A 22,924-nucleotide genomic window follows, 5' to 3' on the forward strand; every position below is an offset into this window, starting at 1 on the left:
TCTTGCTGATTCGGCCAAGCGTGCTCCGCGCGGGAGTCACTCAGCCCTATGGTTCTACATGCTTGTAGAAAAAGCGAGGGGTGTCTTTCTCCCTGCCCGTTCGCCCTGGCCGTGTGCGTTCTCGCAACCAGGCGGCCGCAGGGTGCACCCCTTCACCTGAGATCCACGTACAACGTGAAGGAGCGGACGCCATCATGGTGTTCAAACGACTGCTCGGCTCTATCGGGGTCGGCGGCCCCACTGTGGACACGGTGCTGGAAGGGGGGCCGTTCCTGCCCGGCCGAGCGGTGCGGGGCGAGGTGCAACTCATCGGCGGCAAAGCCGATTTCGACATCGAGCGGATCACGTTGGAGCTGGTCGCCCGCGTCGAGGCAGAACACGAGGACGGCGAGGCGGACGGTGTCGTCGTCTTCGACCGTATTCAGGTCGGTGGAGGCTTCCGGCTCGCGGAGAACGAGCACCGAAGCGTCGCCTTCACGTTCCCGTTGCCATGGGAGACGCCCGTCACCGAGCTTCGGGGCCAGCCGCTGGGCATCGTTCTCGGTGTACGGACGGAGCTTGCCATCGCCGGCGCCAAGGAGAAGGGCGACCTCGACCAGCTGACCGTCCAGCCCCTTCCCGTGCAGGAAGCGGTACTGGAGGCGCTCGGCCAGCTCGGTTTCGGCTTCAAGTCGGCCGACCTGGAGTACGGGCGCATCGGCGGCACCAGCCAGCAGCTCCCCTTCTATCAGGAGATCGAGCTCACCCCGGCCCCGCAGTACGCACACGCCATGCGCGAGGTCGAGGTGACCTTCCTGGCCAACCCGGGCGGCGTCGAGGTCGTACTCGAAGCGGACAAGCCCGGCGGACTCTTCTCCTCCGGCCGGGACGCCCTCACCCACTTCGCCGTCAGTCACCAGAGCATCAGCCAGTACGACTGGAACACCGAGGTCGACAGCTGGGTCCGCCAGCTCGTCGCCTCCCACGGCATCCCCGCCCCGCACGCGGGGGGAGGGCACGGTCACGCATACGCCTCGCACGGCGGGCACGCGCACAAGGGCGATCACGGCCACCACTCCGGCGGGCATCGCTCCGGACCGGGCATGGGCACGGTGGTCGCCGCGGGCGCCGCGGGCCTGGCGGTCGGCGTGGTCGGCGGCATGGTGGCGGCCGAAGTCGTCGACGAGGTGGGGGACTTCTTCGAGGGCGACGAGGAGGAGCCCGAGGAGGAGGAAGGCGGCGACGAGGGCTAAGGGCCCACCACCCCTGCTAAGTTCTACTTTGTTGTAGAGCAATGTGGGTGCCGGGTCGCGCCTTCGCCGGCCCGACGCTCCCCCGACACATACGGAGTTCCGATGGCCCTGTGGGACCGTTTCAAGGAGTCCGCATCCACGATGCAGACCCAGCTCACGGCAAAGAAGAACGACCTCAAGAGCGGCGCGTTCCGCGACGCGAGCATGGCCATGTGCGCCCTGGTCGCCACGGCCGACGGCACCATCGACCCCGCCGAGCGCAGCAGGGTCGCGCAACTCATCGCCACCAACGAGGTGTTGCAGAACTTCGCCGCCGAAGACCTCCAGAAGCGATTCGACGACAACCTCGCCAAACTCACCGCCGACTTCGACTTCGGGAAGGTCAGCGTCCTCCAGGAGATCGCGAAGGCCAAGAAGAAGCCGGCCGAGGCACGCGCGGTCATCCAGATCGGCATCGTCATCGGCGGCGCGGACGGCGACTTCGACAAGACCGAACAGGCCATGGTCCGCGAAGCCTGCTACGCCCTCGACCTGCCGCCCCACGAGTTCGACCTCTAGGACATCAGGCGGCACGCCGTAGGTCATGACTGCGGAGGCGCGGGGCACACCTCTTCCAGGACGTACCGAAAGGGACAGCTATGGAAATCTCCGGCATTATCAGCGCCATTGTGATCGGCATCGTCATCGGAGTGTTGGGGCGCCTCGTGCTGCCGGGCCGTCAGCACATCGGTGTGCTGTGGACGATCGCCGTCGGCATCGCCGCGGCGTTCATTGGCACGGCCATCGCCGCCGCTTTCGGTGTCGCAGACACCAAGGGCATCGACTGGGTCGAGTGGCTCATCCAGATCGCACTCGCCGTCGTGGGTGTGGCCGCGCTGGAGCGGTTCAAGTCCCGCAGCTGAACATCTTGGCTTGCCTGCCGGTGACGGGATGAAGAAAGTTCGGCGGGCCTGCCGGGCCAAGACGGTCCCAGGCCTGCCGGACCCCCTCAGCACTGTCTCCGGTTCGCGCGTACTACGCGCGGTCCCGGAGCTTGCTCGGCGCACGGCATGGAAGCCTGGCCGACCACGAGCGTCACCGTCCCCGCAAGGTAGCTAAAAAGGCGGCGCGACAGGCCTGCGTGAACTGCGGGTGGAAATACTTTCGGGCAGGCCTATCCGTAGGTGGCGGCCTCCAGGACGAAGAAGAGGGCAACGGCTGCGTTGAGGGCGGAGAGCGTGGAAGCGGCGGTTCCGGCCGCCGCGACGATGGCCGCGATCCCGGCGGAGGTGAGCGCAGGCGGCCAGCTGTTGGCGGGCGGGCCCGGGCGGAGCAAGGCGGCCACCCGGCGCGGGACAGGCCCCGCCTCGGCGAAGGCCGGCAGCCCCGGGAAGGCCCCCCGGGCAGTAGTGCGCGGGAAGGAGACAAGAGCCGCCTTGCCCACTGCGCGGGCTGTGGTGCGGCGGTCGCCGATGGCACGGGCGGCCTCTTCGTCGGCCCATCGCTCGGTGCAGTAACCGACGGCCTTACGGAGCGGACGCAGCAATGGATTAGCACCGCTCGCAAGCTGCACGGCGAGGAGCAGGCGGTGGTGGCGTCCGGTGAGGTGTGCGCGTTCATGGGCGAGCAGGGCGTGGCGTTCGGTATCAGTGAGGGCGGCCAGCATGCCAGTGGAAACAAGGATGCGACCCGGCGCACCGGGCAGGGCGTATGCGTACGGCGCCTCGTCGCTCAGGACGGCCACCTCCGAAGAAGTCCGGAGACCGGCCAGGGCTCGATGAGCCTGGACACGAAAGCGGCGGTGCCGGTAGAGGGTAAGCCCGCATGCCAGCACGACCATCGCCAGTGCACCGATCGAGAGCTTTCCTGCGATCTCATCGTGCGGGACGGCCTCGCGCACCTCCGGGTCGGACCAGCTGTCGGGCAACGGATTGCCGGGGAGCTGCGCGGTGCCGACGACCACGAGCAGACCCAAGCAGACAGTGCTGCATGTGGCGAGGATCGCTGCGACAGCTGTGAGGAGGCGGGCTGCGGTCCGCGGGTGAAGGTGCTGTTCGGCGAGGCGGGCTATGGGGACGGCGGTCAGCGGCAGGATCAGCGGCAAGAAGACGAAAACGCCCACGGGCTCAGCTCTCCGGTCCTTCAGTGCCGACCGACTCGCTCTCGCCGAGAAGAGTGCGCAGCAGCCGCTCGTCGTCCGCCGAGAGCGCCGATACGAAACTGGACAGCACGGCGTCCCGGTCATCCTCCCTGTCCAGCAGCTTGCGCATCCGCAGCGCGACCAGCCCCGCCCCGTCCGCGACCGGTGTCCACGCGAAGGACCGCCCGGACCGGGTGCGGGCCACGGCTCCCTTCTCGTACAGCCTGCCCAGGATGGTGATCACCGTCGTGTAGGCGAGGTTGCCTCCGAGGCGTTCCTGCACCCATCCCGCAGTCACCGGGCCGGGCGCCGTGCCGAGCAGGGACAGCACCAGCGTCTCCAGTTCGCCCTGCCCACGCCTGCGCTCGCGAGGGCGCGCGGCCTCCTTGCCGTCCTTGCCGCCGCTTCTGTCTTCGGCCGTCATGTTCGGCGCCCCTCTCGTCCGCTGCCCCGCAGCCGCCGTGCGGGCATCGCGACATCGTAGGCAGACCCACCGCACGACACGGCCCACCGTAAGGGGGCATGGCCGGAAAGCTCGTGTCGGCAGACGCAGTTCCTACGCACGAATACTTCTACAGTGCTGTAGTTTTTGGTCCTGTCACACCTGCTGCCAGGGTGCTCGCGCATCCCGGTACCGAAGAAGGGAAACGACATGGGCGTGAGCCTCTCCAAGGGCGGCAATGTCTCGCTGAGTAAGGAGGCCCCTGGTCTGACCGCCGTCGTGGTGGGCCTGGGCTGGGACGTAAGGACCACCACGGGCACCGATTACGACCTCGACGCCAGCGCGCTCCTGGTCGACGAGGCCGGGAAGGTGCTGTCCAACGAGCACTTCGTCTTCTTCAACAACCTGAAGAGCCCGGATGGTTCCGTCGAGCACACGGGCGACAACCTCACCGGTGAGGGCGAGGGAGACGACGAGTCGATCAAGGTCGACCTCGCCGCCGTGCCTGCCCAGGTGGCACGGATCGTCTTCCCCGTGTCCATCCACGATGCCGAGGCCCGCAGCCACAGCTTCGGCCAGGTCCGGGGCGCCTTCATCCGCGTGATCAACCAGGCCGGTGGCGCGGAGATCGCCCGCTACGACCTGAGTGAGGACGCCGCCACCGAGACCGCGATGGTCTTCGGCGAGCTCTATCGCAACGGCGCGGAGTGGAAGTTCCGCGCGGTCGGCCAGGGCTACGCGAGCGGCCTGGCCGGAATCGCCACGGACTTCGGCGTCAGCGTCTGACCCGTCCGTCTCCCTCCCACCGGGGTGCAGGGTCTCACTTGCACCCCGGTCCAGCAGCTCCACCCCACATCAAGGAAGCGGATACCGGTGTTCGGACTCAGCGAGCTCGCCCTCCTCCTGATTGTCGTCCTCGTCTTCTTCGGTGCCAAGAAGCTGCCCGACCTCGCCCGGAACGCGGGCAAGGCCGCGCGAATACTCAAGAGCGAGGCCAAGGCGATGAAGGCAGAAGGGGTCACCACCCAGCCGCAGGACCCGCACGTCATCCAGCTCCGTCCCGAAGGTAGGACCGACCGGAAGAGCGCGAACGGGCCCACACAGAACCTGACGGCACCTGCCTGGACGCACCGCTAGCGCCCCCACCCGAACTACCGCACACCCGTAAAAAGGGAGACACCGCGTGTCCGTGAACCTAACCAAGGGCCAGCAGATCAGCCTGAGCAAGTCCGACGGCGGCGCACTCACCGTCGTACGCATGGGGCTGGGCTGGAAGGCCGCACCCCGCAAGGGCTTCCTCGCCAAGCTGACCGCCCGCGAGATCGACCTGGACGCCTCGGCGGTCCTCTTCGCCGACAAGCAGCCCGTGGACGTCGTCTACTTCCAGCACCTCGTCAGCGACGACGGCTCCGTCACCCACACCGGAGACAACCGCGTCGGCGGCGCAGGACAGGGCGGCGACGACGAGTCCATCGTGGTCGACCTCTCCCGAGTGCCCGTCCACGTCGACCAGATCGTCTTCACCGTGAACTCCTTCACCGGACAGACCTTCGAGGAAGTCGACAACGCCTTCTGCCGGCTCCTGGACGAGACAAACGGTCAGGAGCTCGCCCGTTACACCCTCACCGGCGGCGGACGTCACACCGCGCAGGTCATGGCTAAGGTGGTCCGGCAGGGAACGGGCTGGCAGATGGCGGCCCTCGGCTCACCGGCTGACGGCCGCACATTCCAGGACCTGATGCCCGCCATCGCCTCACACCTCTGAGTGCATCGCCGCTAGAGGCCCCGGAAGACGAACCCCACTTCGCCTCCTGTGCAAGGTCAACTATTCCGAACGCCCGTGCTAGACCGGCTCCACATCGGCCTCCCCCACTGGTGTCGCGACGGTGAACCTATGCACAGACCAAAGAGCGCACAGCACCGCGCCCCGTCCCACAGAGCGTGGGACGGGGCATATCCAGCAGCACCAAGAAGCAGCCAGCAGCTCGGTTGATTGGATGTTTCACACGCTACGCCAGCCAAGACGACGCCTCCTCTGTCGCCGGTTTCAGCGTTCTCCGCACACCTACGCTCAAGGTCATGAGCACAGTTCAGGACCCCCGCCGCGTACGAGTCGCCGCAAGCTCGCGCGACGGTGCGGTGATCGAGATCGACGGCCACAACGTCGCGTCAGCAGTCGAGGCGTACCGGATAACACAGACGGTGGACGAGGGCCCCGAGCTGACCCTCTACGTGCAAACGGGTTGGAAGGGCTTGGAGTTCGATGGCCTCGCGGACGTGTCCGTTGAGCCTGCGGACGTGCGGCATGTCGTGATCGGGTTCCTGGACTTGGTGGACGCCGCGAAGCTCGATGCGGCGGTCCTCGACCGCGATGACCTCGACGGCGCTCCGGGTGAGCTGACGCGCGGCCTGCTGGCACAACTGCGGGAGTGGGCGGTCAAAGGTGCTGCTTGATCAGCAGGGCATTGCCCGGTTCGCGCAGCGGCACCTCATGCCGGACACCGTGCGGATCACGCGGGAGGCGGCCGGCGAGGTCTTGGACCCTGAGACGGGCGTCCTCGTCCCCGTCGACAGGTTGGTGGTGCACTCCGGACAGGCGGGTCTGTACGGGCACCAGGAACGCATCCGCAGCCGTGGCGGGGCTGAGGGGGCGTGGGTGCAGGAGGTACGTCCGGGGTACCGGATGCTGCTTCCCCTGTCGGCTCCCGAACTCTGTGAGGGGGACGAGGTGCGGGTGGTCGAGGCGCGAGACGTGCAGGCGGTCGGCCGTATGTACCGGGTGACGGCGCTTCCCGAGGTGTCGTCGTTCCCTGTGCTGCGGACGGTGTGGCTGGAGGAACACAACCGGGAGGCCGCAGCATGAGCGGCGGATCGTTCACTTCTCCCGGCGCCCTCGCGGCGGCTCTGGAGCGTGGCGCGCAAAGGTCGGTGGTCGCTGCGGAAACCGTCATGCGGCACAGTGCCCAATCACTGGTGCAGCAGGTACAGCAGAACGCTTCCGGGCGTCCCGGCCCCCGTGTGATCACCGGCCGCTACCGGGCGTCCTGGCGCTCCGAAGTCCAACGGGCGGGAGCAGTCGTTGTGGCCGAGGTCGGCTCTGCCGCCCCACAGGCGCGCAGGCTGGAGTTCGGGTTCGTCGGCGTCGACTCCCTCGGCCGGCACTACGCGCAGCGCCCGTTCCCACACCTGGGGCTTGCTGTCCAGTCGGCTGGGCCCACACTGGCCCGCACCCTGGGGATGGCCGTGGAGGTGACGCTGTGAGTCTGACCGGCGACATCGAAGAAGCTCTGGCCGAAGTCCTCGCGGGGCACGAGTACGGCATGCTCGCCCGCGCGGTTGTGGTCGCCGAACTCCTGGACACTGACGGTGATCGGTCCTTGAGCGTGCTGGCCACACCCGGGGTTCCAGAGTGGGACGTGCTTGGCCTGTGCCGTTACGGGGTGCTGTCCATCGAGGGCCCTGCTTCCTCCCAGTTCGCAGAGGACAACGAGTGATCGACAGACTTCCGGTGACACGGGCACTCCAAGAGCTGCTGGCCGTGGCGACCGGACGGCCTTGCGGGTTCGGCTCCCTCCCTGTGGTCGCCGGGAAGCCCGTCCCCGTGCCGTACACGGTTCTTTATGCGCTCGGGGGGACAGTCAGCGGCGCCCCCCTTGCCGACCGGGGCGAGGATGCAGAGCTGGTCTATCAGGTGACAGCGGTCGGCGGGCGTGCGGACCAGGCTCAGTGGCTTGCTGACAAGGTGCGGCAGGCAGTTCTCGCACGCGCCGCAACTGGACAGTGGAGCAACCCACTTGTGATACCCGGGGTGGAGGTCTGGGCCCGAGAACTGGACACCGACGCCGGTACAGACGACGCGGGGGCCTCGGACGGGGTGGTGACCAGCAGCCAGCGATACCGGCTGTCTGCCACCAGCAGCCCGGAGGCAACACCTTGAGCACCGTAGTGTCGGAGACGAGAGCATCGCTCCAGCCCGCCTGACCCAACTGGTAGAGGTGCGCGGTACCGGCCCCCCGACGGGGAGATCCGTACACAATCCGCAGAGTTCCCGGTTCGATCCCGGGGGCGGGCGCAGGCCCCGCAGAGGTTCCACCCAAAAACCTGTCTCACGCATGGCCCATATCCGGGAATCGCGTGTTCCCTTTCGTAGCGGCCGGCGTTACGGTCGGTCGGTTCAAGATCGGTGGGGAGCGGCCATGCACGACAGCACCATCGGTCCCGGCGTGCCCGCACGCGATGACGCGGACCGCCTGACGCCCCGCCAAAAGGCTGTTCTGGAATGCATCACTGACTCGGTACGCACCCGGGGCTACCCGCCGTCGATGCGTGAGATCGGCGAGACAGTGGGCCTGTCCTCAACCAGCTCGGTCGCCCACCAGCTCAGGGAACTGGCGCGTAAGGGCTTCCTGCACCGCGACCCACACCGCCCACGCGCCTACGCTCTCGCCGCCCGCGCACTAGCCCTGGTCAGTGACCCACGGCCCACCGACTCCGACGACTACCCGGCAGAACTCGTCGAAGCAGACCAGCAGGAGACCAAGGTCGCCTGGGTCCCCCTCATCGGCCGGTTCGCTGCCGGCTTACCGCACCAGGCCGGGCCGGAGGTGCAGGAGGTGCTGCCCATGCCGCGCCGTGCGGTGGGCGACGGGGAACTCCTCGCGGTGACGATCCGCGGCCAGAGCATGATTGATGCGGGGATCAGGGAAGGTGACGTGGTGACCGTGCGACGCCAGCGCATTGCCGCACACGGCGACATCGTTGCCGCCCTGCTGGACAGGCAGGGCGGCGAAGTCACCGTGAGGAAACTGCGGATCACGGAGGACGGAATGTGGCTGATGCCGTGCAACCCGGCCTTCACCCCCATCCCGCTAGAAAGCAGCACGGCGATCCTGGGCAAAGCCGTCTCAGTGCTTCGCTCACTGTGACACCGGCGTCCCCCTTCAGCTTGCGAACGCGCTACTGACCGCACGCGGCCGCCCACTGGCGGGGCACACGCCCCGAGCGAGGAGCCCATGAAGGAACGTGTCATGCAGCTCAACTCCGAACGGGTAATCATCTGCAAATCACCTCTCGCCCGGAATGACAGGCTCAAGCGATGCCTCACTGCTGGGCAGCCGTTTTCCCAGCACGCTAAAGAGCACCCGAGAGACCTCCCCTCCCTCTCCGGGCGGAAGCGTGACACCTCGACACTTTGCTCGACTGTGGCATATTCCGGTCTTCTCTGTAGCAAATGATCATGGAGGTGAGAGGGAAAGGTACAGGCCAGATTTCACGGCGATACCCCCGCCCTCCTTGCCAGAACCTCCATCTCACCTAGGTAATATCCCACCATTTCACCCCTAACCGGAGGGGCTTATTCCTACGCGCATGCGTTCGATTCTTCGGGGTACGGCAGGGCGCCCTGTGTGCGAAGTGTGTGACTGTGTGCGCCTCCGGTGACCGTTGGGGACATCGGTAGCTAACTTTCCGTGGGGGGAAGTTGATGCAGAAGCACACCCATGCCCGTGCGCAGGTACGGGCAAGACGCACGTTGACGGTTGCTCTGGCGGTGCTCGCGCTGGGCGCCGGCGCGCTGCCGACCGCGATGGCCGACCCGGTGAAGCCGCCGCCGGTGCCCGCGAACTCCGTATGGGGCAAGGACGCCCCCCGGCTGCCGATCCCGCCGGTGAAGGTGGGCACGAACAAGGCGCCGGCGCCGGTCGCGGAAGCGGCCCCGTCGAAGAACCGTGCCGCGTGGCGGGCCGCACAGAAACAGCGTTCCAGCTCGTCGCAGAAGGCCCGCCTCGCGGCCCCGGCAGCACCCCTGCTGGCGGAGATCCCGAAGGGCCAGGGCGGGGTCCCGTGGCACCGGATCTCTGACTTCCGGATCACGGACTCCCTGGTCGCCAGGGTGAACTACTCGACCGGCAACCTGATGCTGGCGGGCACGGACTTCGACGTTCCGGGAGTCGGCCAGAGCCTTCAGCTGACCCGTACGTACAACTCCATGGACGCCCCGTGGGGCAAGGTCTCGCAGCGGTGGTGGCAGGGCTGGGAGCGGTACGCGCAGATCTCGGACACGGAGTTCGTGTGGTTCGACGCCACGGGTGCCTCGGTGCGGTTCGCCAAGAAGGCGGACGGGACGTACACCACCCCGGCCGGCTACTCCAAGGACCTGACGAAGAACGCGGACGGGACGTACACCCTGACCGACCGCAAGTCCGGCTCGAAGGAGACGTACAACGCGGGCGGCACCCTCACCAAGGTCACCGACCGCAACAACGGCACGATCACCGTCACCCAGCACGACGAGGGTCCGGAGCACAAGGGCTTCAAGCTGACCGAGACCCGCTCGGGCCGCTCGGTCGACCTGGTGAAGACGGACGCCTCGCAGTGGCAGGCCAAGGACCACACCGGCCGTACCGCCGTCTTCGACCTCAACGCGGCCGGTGACCTGGCGAAGACCACGGACACGGACGGCAAGGCCACGGCCTTCGAGTACGACTCCTCGCGCCGCCTGACCCGGATCACGACCCCGGACGGCCGGGTGACGAACTTCGGCTACGACGCGCAGAGCCGCGTCACCTCCATGCAGCGGGCGACCGCCTTCAACGGCAACGCGCACACGGGCCCGACCTACACGTACGCGTACGAGGCCGGGAAGACGAAGGTCACCGACCCGGAACAGCACACCACTACGTACGAGTTGAACAAGGACGGCGGCGTCACCAAGACGATCGACGCCCTGGGGCACTCGCGCTCCTCCACCTACGACGCGAACCACAACGTCAAAACGGCCACTGACGCCATGGGGGTCGGCACCACTCCGGGCAACGAGACCGCGTACGGGTGGGACGCCCGCAACAACCCCACCTCCGCCAAGCTCCCCACCGGAGCGACGTCGGCGGTAGGCGCGTACGCCACGAAGGCGGGCCGGGACGTTCCCGGCACGATGGAGTCCGCGGACGGCGAGAAGACCTCGTTCACCTATGACGCGGCGGGCAACACCGAATCGGTGGCCGTCTCGGGCACGGGCGGCGGCACGGAGAAGTACACCTACAACAAGGCGACCCCGACGTGCGGCGGCTTCGAGGGCCAGCGGTGCACGGTCACCGACGCGCGCGGCAAGGTCACCAAGTTCCAGTACGACGCCAAGGGCAACCTGATCGAGGTCACCCCGCCGGCGCCGCTGGGCAAGAGCACGTACACCTACGACGCGCTCGGCCGCGTCGAGACCTCGGTGGACGGCCGCGGCGTCAACTCCGTCTTCACGTACGACAATCGCGACCGGATCAAGGAGGTCTCCTCCTCCACTACCACGGTCACCTACGTCTACGACGGCGACGGCAACCTCTCGCAGCGCACCGACGACGGCGGTCTCATCAAGTACGCCTTCGACCCCCTGTCCCGCGAAACGATCCGCACCCTCCAGGACGGCTCCCAGACCGAGCTGACCTACACGCCGGCAGGCAACGTCGACACCTACAAGGACCCCGCCGGACTCACCGACTACACCTACGACGCGGCAAACCGGCTGAAGTCGCTGAAGGACCCGGCGGGCAGGGAATCCACGTACGACTACAACGCCAACGACGTCCGCACGAAGACCACTTACCCCGGCGGCACGGTCCAGGAGGTCACCCCGGACAAGTCCGGTCGGCCCACCCTGATCAAGGCGACCTCCCCCAAGGGCACCCTGACGAACACCTCGTACACGTACTCCTACGTCTCCGGGACGGCGACGAAGGACGGCATGAAGATCCGCACCGTCACTGACGGCGTCATGGGTCTGAAGAAGAGTTTCGAGTACGACAGCGCGGGCCGCTTCTCCTACTCCGAGGAGAAGAAGGGCACCACCCTCGCCGCCTCCTACCAGTACTGCTACGACGCAGCGGGCAACCTCACCTCCCAGGGCTCGACGAAGGGCTGCCCCTCCGGCATCGCCCTGGGCTACAACGACGCCTCCCAGCTCATCTCCCGCGCCGGCTCCACCGCGGGCTGGGGCTACGATAAGGCAGGCAACGAAACCGACGGCGCGAGCGGCGCCGAACGGGCCCGCACGGGCGGCATCTGGTCCGATCACTCCCAGCAGACCTCGGTGACCGTCGCGGGCAAGAAGTACACCGGCCTCTACGGCTCCACCGACCAGTCCGAGCGCCTCTTCTACGGCGACACCACGATGCACAACGGCCCGCTGGGCCTCTCCGGCAGAACCGACCCGTCCGGGGACATGGGATTCAACCGGGAACCCGGGGGCACCCTCAACTCCATGACGACCGGGGGCAAGTCGTACTACTACCTCACCGACGCACTGGGCTCCGTCCTGGCCATGGCCGACGAGACCGGCACCAAGGTGAACGAGTACCGCTACAGCCCCCGCGGCGTCGACGGCACCTTCACCGAAAAGGTCCCCCAGCCCTACCGCTTCGCGGGCGGCTACCAGGACCCGACCGGCCTGTACCACCTCAAGGCCCGTTACTACGACCCGCGCATCGGCCGCTTCACCAGCCCGGACCCGTCCGGCCAGGAGAAGAACCCGTACCTGTACGCGGAAGGCGACCCGGTCAACCGCATCGACCCCAACGGTCTCTTCTCGTTGAGCAAGTTGGCCAAGGGTGTCGCTAAGGAGGCCGGAGGTGCGTTGGCCGATGTTCAGGTAATCAGCGAGGGCGCCGCAGCCATCAAGGCCGGGGACTGGGGCCAGCTCGGTGCCGTTGCTGCCGGAGCCGTTGCTGGCGGCATAACGGACGCGGCCTGTATTTCCGCCGCTGGTGCAGCTAGCTTGCCTACGGCCGGGGCAGGAGGCGTAGCCGTAGCGGGCGTCTGCACACTTGCAGGTGAGTTTGTGGGCGACCAGGTTCAGGGCGCTGCTGAGGAGGCTTGGTCTTAATACTCCCCCTGGGGTCACGGCATCGCTACAGATGCCGTGACCCCAGGGCTCTAGAGGTTACAAGAAAGGAATTTCATGGGATCGGTGCAGTTGGCGGGGCGAGGAAGCTGGATACCTGACGGAACCGCCGGTGCCCTTATAGGCGTGGCGATTTTCCTCCTCGTCGCCGGAATGTTTGCATATGGGATTTGGAACAAGCGGCGTAATCGTTAGTCGCGGAAGGCAGTGGGCGGGTTCGGAAAATGGGTATTGCACTCGTGGTAGTAGGGCTCGTCGTTGCTGCGCTGAGCCGCACTGTCGCCCGGAGGATGTCGCGCGACAAGGAAAGCTCAGGACGCGTCAAAATCCTCGTCTACGCGGTTATGATGCTCGGCGGCCTCGCACTATGCGTTCTGGGATTCACGCTTGCTTCCTGAGGACACCTGAGAGGACTTCTCTGCCCATCGCGAGTCCTGAGTGAACGAAGCCGCCCCGCCCCTGTATCGGTGCGGGGCGGCTTCGTAGCGGGTGGCTGTAAAGCAAGCTCCTGACAGCATCTCGCTTGCTGACAGTAGAATAAGCGTGCACAGCGGCTAAGAACACATCACCGTCCTACTCCTGTGCCCCCTCACCGCGGAGGCCCGCGCGGACGCCCTCCTCCCTTGAGGTGGGCCGGTTCCCCGACACGACGTCGAGGGGCGGGGCCACCCTTGTCTGTGTGGGCTGCCGTCCCGGAATCGGACGGATGACCTTGCAGGTCAAGAAGTATTCGAGGCGCGGTGTCACCCGCGTCCTGTGGCTCAAGACGGTGGTCCACGAGGGCCACGTGCCGACCCGGCCGGAGCTGACCGCCGGCACGGACCTGACGAACGCGATCGCAGCGATCGACGGCTGGGCCCTCTCCAACCAGGCGATCGAGACCCCGGACCTCGGCAGCACCTTCGAGTCGAAGATCCCCGGCACCGATCAGGCCGACGACTCGTCCCTCGGGTTCTACGAGGACAAGGTCTCGGACGAGATCGAGCAGCTGCTCAAGAAGGATGACACCGGCTGGATCGTCTTCCTCCGCAAGGGCGACGTCCCGGCATCGAAGTCGATGGACATCTTCCCGGTACGCATCGGTTCCCGGTCACCGAACTACTCGACCGACAATGAGGCAGCCAAGTTCACCGTGAACTTTTCGATCACGGAGAAGCCGACGCAGGACGCGGAGATCCCCGCACTGCCGAAGTCGCTGTCCCAGTAGCCCGGCCTTGAACTGCCCGGCCGGGCAAGCGAACGGCGCCCCTCCTTGCTCACCCTGCGTTGCGCACACCCGGCCGGGCTCCCCACTTCCCCTCATCTCGCCTGTGTGGAGTCCTGTATGCCCAGCACCACCCGCCCTGTACCGTCCCCGCCCGCTTCGGCTGTCTCCCGTGATTCCCATTGGGCGGCGAAGCTGGCCCGGCTGCGTGCCCGACAGCTTCCGGAGCACACTCTCCAGCTCTGCGATGACCTCGCTGCGCGCAAGCGCCTGGACCAGGCGAAGCTGAATGCTGCCCGTCTGCGGATCGCCTCCGCCGAAGAGGACACCGCCGAGCTGGGCGCGGAAATCAAGGCGGCGGAGACGGAGCTGCGGGAAGCGCAGGAGGCGTTCGACGCGGCGTCGCTAGAGCTAACGTTCAAGGCCCTGCCGCGCCCCATTCTGGATGGTCTGATCAAGCGGTTCCCGCCAACGGAGGAGCAGGCAGAGGACGGCGACACCTGGAACCCTGAGACGTTCCCCGCTGCCCTGGTGGCCGCCGCCCACATCGAACGCGACGAGACGGGCCAAGCGGTCGAGGGCTTCACAGAGGACGACGCCCAAGACCTCCTGGACTCGTGGTCGGTGTCGGAGTCCAACGCGCTGTTCGCGGCCGCCTGGCAGGCCCAGCAGATCACCCGTGCCAGCACCGCGGAGCTGGGAAAAGACTGATCGCGGACGCACAGCTCCGTACTGAGTTGGAGCTGTGCGACCGCTTCCGCATCCCCCACAGTCTCTTCCTCGGGGCCGGTGACGGCCGGTGGACGGAGACGGACCGGGTGAAGGCGCTCGCGTTCGAGGCGTACCGGTCCAGCGTGTGCGACCAGTGCGGTACGAGGGCGGCGGAGTGGGATGAGGAGCACGGAGGTGACCGGTACGCCTACGTCACCACGACCGTGCGGTGCGTGGGCTGCGAGCTGATCACCGCCGAGCAGGACCAGGTCCCGGACGGGGCCGACGGGTACGGCGTGCGGATCGGCCTGGTGCCGCGCACCCAGTGGGAGAAGCAGGAACGTTCGTCCTGATGGTGCCGAGGGGTCGGCCGGTAGAGAAAGGGGCGCGGGGAGTAAGGGCACCGCCCGGTGTCGAACTACACGCTCAGCGTGCAGATGCGCGCCGACGCGTCGCACCTCCTGTCGTCCGTACGGCAGGCTTCCCGCGCCCTGCGCGACCTCGGCCGGGACACGTCCTCCCTCAACCGCAGGCTCGGCCAGATCGGCACCGGTGCCCGCACCGCCGGTTCCGGGCTGCGCACCCTGGGCCGGGACGCTGACGGTGCGCGTGCCGGTCTGCGCCGGATCGGCACGGACGGCGACGCCTCGATGCGGCAGCTCCGCCACGGGCTGATCTCTGCCCGGCAGGAGATGCACCACCTGCGGGGCCTGGTCGTCGGCGGCGGCATCGTTGCCGGGCTGGCGGAGATCGCCAAGGAAGGCAACGAGTACCAGCGCGCTATCAACAAGTGGGGTGCGGTCACCGGCGCCTCCGGCCAGGAAATGGTGCAGGCGGCGGCGAAAGCCCGCCAGCTCGGCGCCGATCTGAACATCCCTGGCACTTCTGCGGCGAAAGCCGCCGACGCCATGCTGGAGCTGGCCAAGGCAGGCCAGACCTCCACCTCGTCGATCGCGAACGCGCGCGCCGCCATGCAGTTGGCGGCGGCCGACAACCTCTCGGCCGCCGATGCCTCCCGCTACCTGGGCGACGTGATGGACCAGTTCGGTCTGTCGTCCAACAACGCCGGACGGGCCGCTGACGTTCTTGCTGCGGGAGCGAACGCCGCCTCCGGTGGGCTCCAGGACATCTACTACGCGATGTCGTACACCGGGCCGGTCGCCGCCCAGCTCGGCATCTCGCTGGAGGACACCGCCGCGGCGGTGGCGATGCTCGCCCGCTCCGGCATCCTCGGCTCCAAAGCAGGAACGTCCCTGCGCGGGATGCTCACCAACCTCGCGAAGCCCACCAAGCAGATGAAGCGGGGGCTGTCGGAGCTCGGCATCGAGGCGTGGGACGCGCAGGGCAACTTCAAGGGCCTGCGCACGGTGATCGACGGGTTCGAGAAGGCCCAGCACCGGATGTCGCAGAAGGACTTTCTCGGCAACCTCGCGATGGTCGTCGGGAAGCCGGCACTCGCCGGTGCTGCGGCCCTGGCGCATCAGGGTGCCGAGTCGTACGACCAGATGCACACGGCGATCGCCCGTACCGGTGCCGCTGGCGAGATCGCGGCCTCGCAGACCAAGGGCCTGGCGGGTGCGGTCACCCAGCTCAAAACGACGGCGAAGAACACGGGCCAGGTCCTCTTCACGGCCGCCGCGCCTGCCATGGAGAAGGTCACCCGCCTGCTCACCGCCGGCATGAGCGCGGCGACTCCGCCTCTGGCGAAGGCCCTCGACTATGTGCAAGACCTGTGGACGCTGGCGAGTCCCGGCGTATCGAAGGCCGTGGCGTCCGGCTTCGACGACATCACTGACTCGTTCGACGGGCTGGGCGGCGCCGCGAAGAACGTCGCGTTCGATGTCGTCGCGGCCGGGGTGAACGTCCTGGTGAACGCGGGCCGGGCCGCGTTGGAGATCCTGCGCAACATCGGCTCCGCTGTCTCCCCCGTGGTGCAGGAACTCGCGGAGCTGGGGAACGAGGGAGAGGCCGGATCGACCGCTCTCGACATGGTGGTCACCGCTTTGAATCTGGTGTCCTCGGCGGCGGCCACCGTGTCCGGGGTGCTGGTGCCGGTCGGGCAGACGGTGGCCTGGTTGGTGCGCGGGTTCAGTGCCCTGCCCGGCCCGGTACAGACGGCGATCATGGCGATGCTCCTCGCTCGCCGGGTCACCCCGATCCTCACCCAGCAGGCGCGCACCGTCGCCGGTCCGCTCACGGGGGCCTACCGCTCCTTCGGTGAGCAGATGCGCGTCCAGGCCCAGTTGGGAGCCGCATCGGGGCAGTCCGTCGGCAAGGTGGGGCAGGCATTGGCCGTCCTCCAGACTCGCATCCCCATCGTGGGACAGATGACGGCGGCCTTCCGGGCCGCGAACGGTCCCGTCACCGGGCTCGCCCGCGCAATGGGAACCGGACTCGGTGGTGCCGCCCGCGGATTGATGGGTGCCTTGGGCGGACCGTGGGGTGCTGCGATCGCCGCCGCTGGTGTGGGCCTGTCGCTCCTTTCGTCGCACCAGCAGAAAGCGGCGCAGGCTACCGCCGAGCACCAGTCGCGGGTCAGCAGCCTGACCCAGGCGTTGCGGGACTCCAACGGTGCGGTCAATGACGCGGTCCGGACGACGGCTGCGCAGGCCGTCATGGACACGAAGGTCTTCGACGGGAAGTCCCGCCTGGTCGACGTGATGCAGAAGGCGGGCGTCTCTGTTCGTGATCTGACCACTGCCTACCTCGGACAGGGTGGCGGTCTCGACGCTCTTCAGCAGCGGTTGACCTCGGCTGCCCGGGCCCACGGTGACGTCACGTACACGGCGGCAGGCGTCGTGCAGTCGTACGACGAGGAGGGCCGTGCGGCGCTGCGGGCGGCGGACGCCTTGGGCTCGGTCAAGGGCGAGATGTCGCAGGCGGTGACGGACGCCAAGAACCTGGCCGACGCCACGGGGTCGGGCGGCCGGTCGGCCGCGGACGCGGTGGGTCCGTTCGGGAAGTTCTCCGACGCGATGCGCACCCTGTCCGACAGCGCCGCCGACGCGGACACCCGGGCACGTGCGCTGCACGATGCGCTGACCGTTCTGGCCGGTGGGTCGGTGAACCTGTCGGCTGCCGAGGCCCGCCTGAACCGGTCGGTATCGGATGCGGCGGAGTCGTTGAAGGGTGGGGTGCAGCACGCCGACGGATACGGCAAGTCCCTGCTGAACATGGACGGTTCGCTGTCCACAGTCACCCGCAATGGTCAGAAGCTGTATGACCTCCTTCAAGGACTGTCGACGAACTCGGCGGACGCCGCCCTAGCCGCCTATCAGTACGCGGAGGCGAACGGGAAGACCCTCCCTGAGGCGTTGTCCGCCGCCCAGGCGCAGATGCAGACGGCCCGGGATGCGGCGATCTCCACCGCCCAGGGCTACGGCGTAGGTGCGGAGGCGGCCGGGCGGCTCGCGGACGCGGCCGGGCTGATCCCCGAGCAGGTGTCCATCCTTCTCCAGACCGCCGGCATGGACGAGTCCGTAGCTGAACTCATGGCTGTGCAGCAGACGTTGAAGGCCACCCCGGACAAGAAGACCGTCACGATCGCCACCCTCAGCAACGAGGCCCGCGAGGACCTGGACAAGCTCGGGTTCAAGGTGCAGGACCTCAAGGACCGGCGGGTGCAGATCACCGCTCCTACGGACCTCGCTCGCACGGATCTGGATGCGCTGATTGCGAAGATCGGGCAGACCCCGGGTGCGAAGCACGTCACTGTGAGCGCGTCGACGGCCGCCACGATCGCCAGCTTGGAGGCCGTGCGGCAGAAGATCGCAAATGTGCCCGGAGGGAAGACGGTCACGGTCAGCGCACCCACAGATGCCGCGCGAGAACAGCTCACGCAGCTCGGTTTCAAGATCACCGACATCCCCGGCAGCAAGAACGTCTCTGTCACCGTGCCGACCGGCCCCGCCACCGGCAACGTCGCCAGCATCCAGGGCGCGATCAACAACCTGCGGGACAAGTCCGTCACCATCTCGATCTTCAAGAACGAGTATCTGAGCCAGGGCCGCGGGCCCGGCCCGTGGGCGGACGGCTACAGATTCAAGGCGGATGGCGGGATTGTCACCTATGCCAATGGCGGCGTCCGCCGGGAGAACCACGTCGCCGAGATCGCGCAGGGCGGTGACTGGCGGGTGTGGGCGGAGGACGAGACTTTCGGGGAGGCTTATATCCCCTTTGCGTCGTCGAAGCGTGCGCGCTCCAAGATCATCCTTGACCAGGTGGCTGCCCGCTTCGGCGGTGAGGTCACGTACAACGCCAACGGCGGACTCTCCAACTGGTCGTACCAGCCCGTATCCGGGGCCGGGTTCACGGTGTCCGACGTCGTGTCGAAGTCGCAGCGCAAGGACAACAAGGGCAATGAGCACTTCGACCTCGGCATGTTCGAACGCAACCTCCGGAAGTCCGCAAACTTGGCTGCGGGTTGGCGCAATGACCTCGCCACCGTCTCGCGGCGAGCCGGTACGGACGTGTCCAAGGCCCTGGAGGACATGGGTGAGGACGGTATCGCCCTCACCCGGAAGATGGCGCGCGGCTCCAACCGGTATGTGAACGACATGGCGGCGCAGCTCACCAAGCTCGCCGGCACCGCGAAGACGTCGCTGGGGGACTACACCGGCCAGTTGAAGACCGCGGTGAAGAACACCACCACGTTTCAGAACAACCTGGCCGAGCTGTCCGCAAAGGGATACGGATCGCTCGCCTCCCGCCTCGCCGAGCAGGGCGACGCGAACGCGGAGGCCCTGGCTGGACAGGCGCTGAAGGACCCCAAGAATGCCAAGGAGGCCGACGACGCGTCGAAGGCCGCGTCGAAGGTCTTGGAGGGGGACCAGCTCACCGACCTGCTGAAGATCATCGGCTCGTTGGGTACGGGGCGGGGCATCCACTCGGTGGCTGAGCTGACCGGGCTGGACGAGGACCGGCTCATCGAGGTCGCGAACTTGTCGACGGGCCACCTCAGGAAGGCGGGCACCAAGGCGGACCGGTTCCTGTCCGACCTGGTGAAGGCGAACGCGGGCAAGGCGTACGCGGACGGCGGCCTGTGGGAGCCCGGCGTGTACGCGTCGCAGCCGAACGGACTGATCAAGTTCGCCGAACGCTCCACCGGCGGCGAGGCGTACCTACCCATGGGGCAGGCCAAGCGCGGCCGGTCGACAGCCGTGCTCTCCCAGGTCGCCGACAAGTTCGGGTACGGGCTGACCCCGAAGACCCTGGTGGGCGCCTCCGACGGGCGGACCCGCGTCGTCATCGTGAACCAGGCCCCTGCAATCGGCACCCAGACCATCCACGTCACCCAAAGCAACGCCACCCCGAACGACATCGCGTCAGCCGTGTCCTACCAAATGCGGCGGGCCAAGCGCGGGGGTGTCCTGCGATGACCACTGCGCAACTTCAGGAATGGCAGCTGGAGTTCGGCGGCACCCTTCTGGGGCACAACACCCGGATTCCGGTGGCGGAGATCGAGGGCTTGGGGCTGGCAGACATGCGCGGCGACGCCGTGCCGCGACCGGGTGCGGACGGGGTATGGCCTGCACCCGACTGGTACGGCACCCGCACCCTGCGCATCGACTGCGGCATCAAGACCCCCGGGGACCCTGCTGCGGGCGGGCGCCTCCTCGGCGCACTGCAGCGTGCTGCGGACACCACCCGTGTGCGGACGGCGGGCGGGGCGGTGATGGCGTTGCGGATCAAGTGGCCCGGTGCGCCGGTGCGGGTGCTGTGCGGGCGGATGCGGAAGCTCGACCCGGTGTGGGCAGAAGCCGCCCACGGGTGGATTCCACTGGACGTGGAGTTCCTGGTGACCGATCCCCGCTTCTACGCCGACACCGAGCAACAGGCCACGCTGCGGTTGGCCTGGCTGTCCGGGGGCGGGTTCACAGCCCCCGTGCAGGCGCCGATCCGGGTTTCGGACGGTGTGGACGCAGACGACCGGCCGGGCTGGGTCTTCAACGGCGGGGACACCGACTCCCACCCGGTCCTCACCGTGCACGGACCGTGTACGGGCCCCACGATCCGGCACATGGCGTCGGGACGTGTTCTGAGCCTGCCTGACCTGGTCCTCAAGGCCGGGGAGTGGGTCGAGCTCGATACCCGGCCGGACCGCATGACCGTGCTTCGTGAGAACGAGGGCTCGGCCGCCGGCTCCCTCACGACGGCTTCTCGGCTGGATGAGTTCGTGCTGCCGCCGGGTCGCTCGGAAATCCGTTGGGCTGCCACCGATCCCACCTCTTCCGCCCGCCTGACCGTGCGCTGGCGTGACGCCCACGTTGCGCTCTACGACAAGGAACTTGCAGACCGATGACACTCGCCCAGGCGCCGCTGCTCGTGAACGGTGCAACCCACTCCGCCCAGAGCTTCAGGGCGATGATCAAAGACCTGTCCCGGGGTTCGGAAGGCATCACCGAAGCCGCCGATCTGAAAGTGACGCCGCTGCCGGCCCCCGGGGCGGGAGTGCAGGTGAGTGACGGGTCCGCTGTGATCCGGGGTAAGTCCAGTGCGTGGCAGGGCTCGTACACGGCCTACAACATCGGCACCGCCGCCGTGCCGATCGCCCCGACCGGTGCCACGCCGCGCTCGGACCTGATCGTCCTGCGGGTCATCGACCCCGAATACGAGGGCAACCTCGACCCGGCCCGGGACCAGCTGAACATCTTCCATGTCGTGTCGAACGTGGCCTCCACCGCCACGACCGCACCAGCAGGGGTGACCGGGGTGGCCCTGGCCCGCATCGACCTCCCCGCGAACACGAACTCGGTCACCGCGGGCATGATCCGCGACGTACGCACGGTGGCCAACCCGCGCCGCGAACGCACGCTCTACACGTCGTACCCGACGAAGCTGTCCAAGGCGTGGAAGAGCGACGAGAAGTGGTACGACTGGCCGGCTGAAGCACGGTGGATGGTCCCGGTCCCCGACTGGGCAACCAAGATGATCTGCACCGTCACTCTGGCCGGGCTGCGCCTGGACCTCGGGAACGTGTTCGGTTCGATCGCCTCCGTCCTTGGCACCCAGCAGGGCCAGAACGTCGTGGTGGACGACGACCAGGGCAAGGGAGTACGCCGCCAGACGTTCATCGTCGCCGAGACGCTGACTCTGCCCCCCGCCTACCGGGGCACCCGGCAGCCGCTGTTCCTGCGGGCCATGCTCGCCAAGGGCTCCACCGGTGATCTGAGTGTGGACGTCGCCAGCACTCTGATAGCGGATGTTGAGTTCACCGAAGGCCCGGTGTGAGTTACCGGTACCTCACTCAGCACGCCCTGTCGGGAGAGTGGCTGTCCCACCACCTGCCCCTGACCGGTGTGGAGTTCGGCCCTGACCTGAACGGGCCCGGCTCGTTCAAGGGGTCGCTGCAACCCCGTCTGCTGGGCCGGTTCCCGGAACTGACCGCCCCGGGGACAACCCTGCTGTACGCCGAGCGGGACGGGCTCCTGCGGTGGGGCGGCCTGGTCTGGCAGGCGGAGCCCGAAGACGGGGAACTGAAGGTGGAGGCCGCCGGTTGGACCTCGTACTTCCAGCACCGGCACGACCTCGACGGTGAACTCGGCGGACGCGGCCCTTACGTGAACACCGACCCGTGCAAGATCTTCCGCGACGTCGTCACGTACGCCCAGTCCGTTCCGGACGGGAATCTCGGGATCTCCGTCGACACCACGGAGTCCAAGGCCAAGGTGGGGGCCCCGAAGGAGCCGTGGCGCTCTCTGTGGTGGGAGACCCCGGTGCTCGGCGATCACCTCGACGACCTGGTGAAGGGGCCGGACTCTCCCGACTACACCTGCGACACGTGGTGGGACGCGGACCACAGGCCGGTGCGGCGGATCCGGCTCGGCTACCCCCGCCTCGGTGCCCGCCGTACGGACATCGCGTTCTCCTCCGGGGTCAACATCGTCGACGCCCCGCCGGTGACGTACAGCGCCGACGAGTACGCGCAGGTCGTCATCGCGACCGGCAGCGGCGAAGGGCGGGCGCAGCAGCGGGCCGTCGACGCGGTGCGCAACAACCGACTCCGCCTGGAGCACCACCTGGAACTTCCCGAGGTACGCGGCAAGGACGTGCTGGCCCAGCGCGCCAAGGCGGAGCGCGGGTGGCGGCAGTCCCTCGGCCATGTCGAGGAGATCACCGTCCGCGACCACCCGTCCGCCCCGATCGGTTCGTGGCAGATCGGTGATGACGCGCGGGTGACCGTCCGCAACGAGTTCACCGACTGGACGGGGTGGTGCCGCATCACCGGGTGGACCATCCGCCCGGACACCGACGCCGGCGAGACAGCGACCCTCCAACTCGAACGTGCGGATGCCTTCCACTACGGCTCCGCCTGACCACCTGAAGGAAC

22 protein-coding genes are annotated in these 22,924 nt (G+C 67.7%); 20 read left to right on the forward strand and 2 right to left on the reverse strand.

The genetic code is table 11. The annotated features are described in order from the left end of the window. The first annotated feature begins 194 nt into the window (after positions 1-194). From ACFWVV_RS02110 to ACFWVV_RS02120, 3 genes are all read left to right on the forward strand, one after another. Complete coding sequence (locus tag ACFWVV_RS02110) at positions 195-1,232, forward strand: sporulation protein (protein ID WP_384342584.1); 1,038 nt, start codon at positions 195-197, stop codon at positions 1,230-1,232. A 102-nt stretch (positions 1,233-1,334) separates the two neighbouring features. After that, positions 1,335-1,790 carry a tellurite resistance TerB family protein gene (locus tag ACFWVV_RS02115; protein ID WP_384342582.1) on the forward strand — a complete coding sequence of 152 codons (456 nt, stop codon included), beginning with the start codon at positions 1,335-1,337 and terminating at the stop codon, positions 1,788-1,790. Positions 1,791-1,870: 80 nt separating this feature from the next. Next, on the forward strand, positions 1,871-2,134 hold the full coding sequence (locus tag ACFWVV_RS02120; protein WP_384342580.1) for a GlsB/YeaQ/YmgE family stress response membrane protein: 264 nt from the start codon (positions 1,871-1,873) through the stop codon (positions 2,132-2,134). A 251-nt stretch (positions 2,135-2,385) separates the two neighbouring features. On the opposite strand, the gene ACFWVV_RS02125 is transcribed toward ACFWVV_RS02120, so the two are convergent. Next, positions 2,386-3,333, reverse strand: coding sequence for a M56 family metallopeptidase (locus ACFWVV_RS02125; RefSeq protein ID WP_384342579.1), 948 nt, complete (start codon positions 3,331-3,333; stop codon positions 2,386-2,388). 4 nt (positions 3,334-3,337) lie between these two features. After that, positions 3,338-3,775 carry a BlaI/MecI/CopY family transcriptional regulator gene (locus ACFWVV_RS02130; RefSeq protein ID WP_384342577.1) on the reverse strand — a complete coding sequence of 146 codons (438 nt, stop codon included), beginning with the start codon at positions 3,773-3,775 and terminating at the stop codon, positions 3,338-3,340. 228 nt (positions 3,776-4,003) lie between these two features. On the opposite strand from ACFWVV_RS02130, the gene ACFWVV_RS02135 reads away from it, so the two are divergent. The 17 genes from ACFWVV_RS02135 (at position 4,004) to ACFWVV_RS02215 (ending at position 22,910) form a co-directional block, all read left to right on the forward strand. After that, the gene (locus ACFWVV_RS02135) at positions 4,004-4,579 is read left to right on the forward strand and encodes a TerD family protein (RefSeq protein WP_384342575.1); all 576 of its coding nucleotides are present in this window, start codon (positions 4,004-4,006) and stop codon (positions 4,577-4,579) included. Positions 4,580-4,666: 87 nt separating this feature from the next. Further along, positions 4,667-4,930, forward strand: a complete 264-nt coding sequence (locus ACFWVV_RS02140; protein ID WP_384342573.1) for a twin-arginine translocase TatA/TatE family subunit — start codon at positions 4,667-4,669, stop codon at positions 4,928-4,930. Positions 4,931-4,976: 46 nt separating this feature from the next. Beyond that, complete coding sequence (locus ACFWVV_RS02145) at positions 4,977-5,558, forward strand: TerD family protein (protein ID WP_384342570.1); 582 nt, start codon at positions 4,977-4,979, stop codon at positions 5,556-5,558. A gap of 314 nt (positions 5,559-5,872) precedes the next feature. Next, entirely contained in the window at positions 5,873-6,247 is a 375-nt protein-coding gene (locus tag ACFWVV_RS02150; protein WP_384342568.1) for a hypothetical protein, read from the forward strand. Continuing rightward, the gene (locus ACFWVV_RS02155) at positions 6,237-6,656 is read left to right on the forward strand and encodes a DUF6093 family protein (protein WP_384342566.1); all 420 of its coding nucleotides are present in this window, start codon (positions 6,237-6,239) and stop codon (positions 6,654-6,656) included. Before ACFWVV_RS02150 ends, ACFWVV_RS02155 begins: the two co-directional genes overlap by 11 nt. After that, the gene (locus ACFWVV_RS02160; RefSeq protein ID WP_384342564.1) at positions 6,653-7,054 is read left to right on the forward strand and encodes an HK97 gp10 family phage protein; all 402 of its coding nucleotides are present in this window, start codon (positions 6,653-6,655) and stop codon (positions 7,052-7,054) included. Before ACFWVV_RS02155 ends, ACFWVV_RS02160 begins: the two co-directional genes overlap by 4 nt. After that, positions 7,051-7,287 carry a hypothetical protein gene (locus tag ACFWVV_RS02165; RefSeq protein ID WP_384342562.1) on the forward strand — a complete coding sequence of 79 codons (237 nt, stop codon included), beginning with the start codon at positions 7,051-7,053 and terminating at the stop codon, positions 7,285-7,287. Before ACFWVV_RS02160 ends, ACFWVV_RS02165 begins: the two co-directional genes overlap by 4 nt. After that, the gene (locus tag ACFWVV_RS02170; protein WP_384342560.1) at positions 7,284-7,730 is read left to right on the forward strand and encodes a hypothetical protein; all 447 of its coding nucleotides are present in this window, start codon (positions 7,284-7,286) and stop codon (positions 7,728-7,730) included. The genes ACFWVV_RS02165 and ACFWVV_RS02170 overlap by 4 nt, the downstream gene beginning before the upstream one ends. A 259-nt stretch (positions 7,731-7,989) precedes the next feature. After that, complete coding sequence (lexA, locus tag ACFWVV_RS02175) at positions 7,990-8,718, forward strand: transcriptional repressor LexA (RefSeq protein WP_384342558.1); 729 nt, start codon at positions 7,990-7,992, stop codon at positions 8,716-8,718. 557 nt (positions 8,719-9,275) lie between these two features. After that, positions 9,276-12,662 (forward strand): RHS repeat-associated core domain-containing protein, encoded by a 3,387-nt coding sequence (locus ACFWVV_RS02180; protein WP_384342556.1) that lies wholly within the window; start codon positions 9,276-9,278, stop codon positions 12,660-12,662. Between the two features lie 724 nt (positions 12,663-13,386). Beyond that, on the forward strand, positions 13,387-13,887 hold the full coding sequence (locus ACFWVV_RS02185) for a hypothetical protein (RefSeq protein ID WP_384342554.1): 501 nt from the start codon (positions 13,387-13,389) through the stop codon (positions 13,885-13,887). Positions 13,888-14,004: 117 nt separating this feature from the next. Then, positions 14,005-14,595, forward strand: a complete 591-nt coding sequence (locus ACFWVV_RS02190; RefSeq protein ID WP_384342552.1) for a hypothetical protein — start codon at positions 14,005-14,007, stop codon at positions 14,593-14,595. 26 nt (positions 14,596-14,621) lie between these two features. Next, positions 14,622-14,948: a hypothetical protein gene (locus ACFWVV_RS02195; protein ID WP_384342550.1), complete on the forward strand. Its 327-nt coding sequence runs from the start codon at positions 14,622-14,624 to the stop codon at positions 14,946-14,948. Between the two features lie 57 nt (positions 14,949-15,005). Next, complete coding sequence (locus tag ACFWVV_RS02200; protein ID WP_384342548.1) at positions 15,006-19,973, forward strand: phage tail tape measure protein; 4,968 nt, start codon at positions 15,006-15,008, stop codon at positions 19,971-19,973. Beyond that, on the forward strand, positions 19,970-20,896 hold the full coding sequence (locus tag ACFWVV_RS02205; protein ID WP_384342547.1) for a hypothetical protein: 927 nt from the start codon (positions 19,970-19,972) through the stop codon (positions 20,894-20,896). The genes ACFWVV_RS02200 and ACFWVV_RS02205 overlap by 4 nt, the downstream gene beginning before the upstream one ends. After that, positions 20,893-21,825, forward strand: coding sequence for a hypothetical protein (locus ACFWVV_RS02210; protein ID WP_384342545.1), 933 nt, complete (start codon positions 20,893-20,895; stop codon positions 21,823-21,825). The genes ACFWVV_RS02205 and ACFWVV_RS02210 overlap by 4 nt, the downstream gene beginning before the upstream one ends. Next, the gene (locus ACFWVV_RS02215; RefSeq protein ID WP_384342543.1) at positions 21,822-22,910 is read left to right on the forward strand and encodes a hypothetical protein; all 1,089 of its coding nucleotides are present in this window, start codon (positions 21,822-21,824) and stop codon (positions 22,908-22,910) included. Before ACFWVV_RS02210 ends, ACFWVV_RS02215 begins: the two co-directional genes overlap by 4 nt. Positions 22,911-22,924 lie beyond the last annotated feature (14 nt).

It is taken from the genome of Streptomyces sp. NPDC058663 (assembly GCF_042716745.1).
GTDB lineage: Bacteria > Actinomycetota > Actinomycetes > Streptomycetales > Streptomycetaceae > Streptomyces.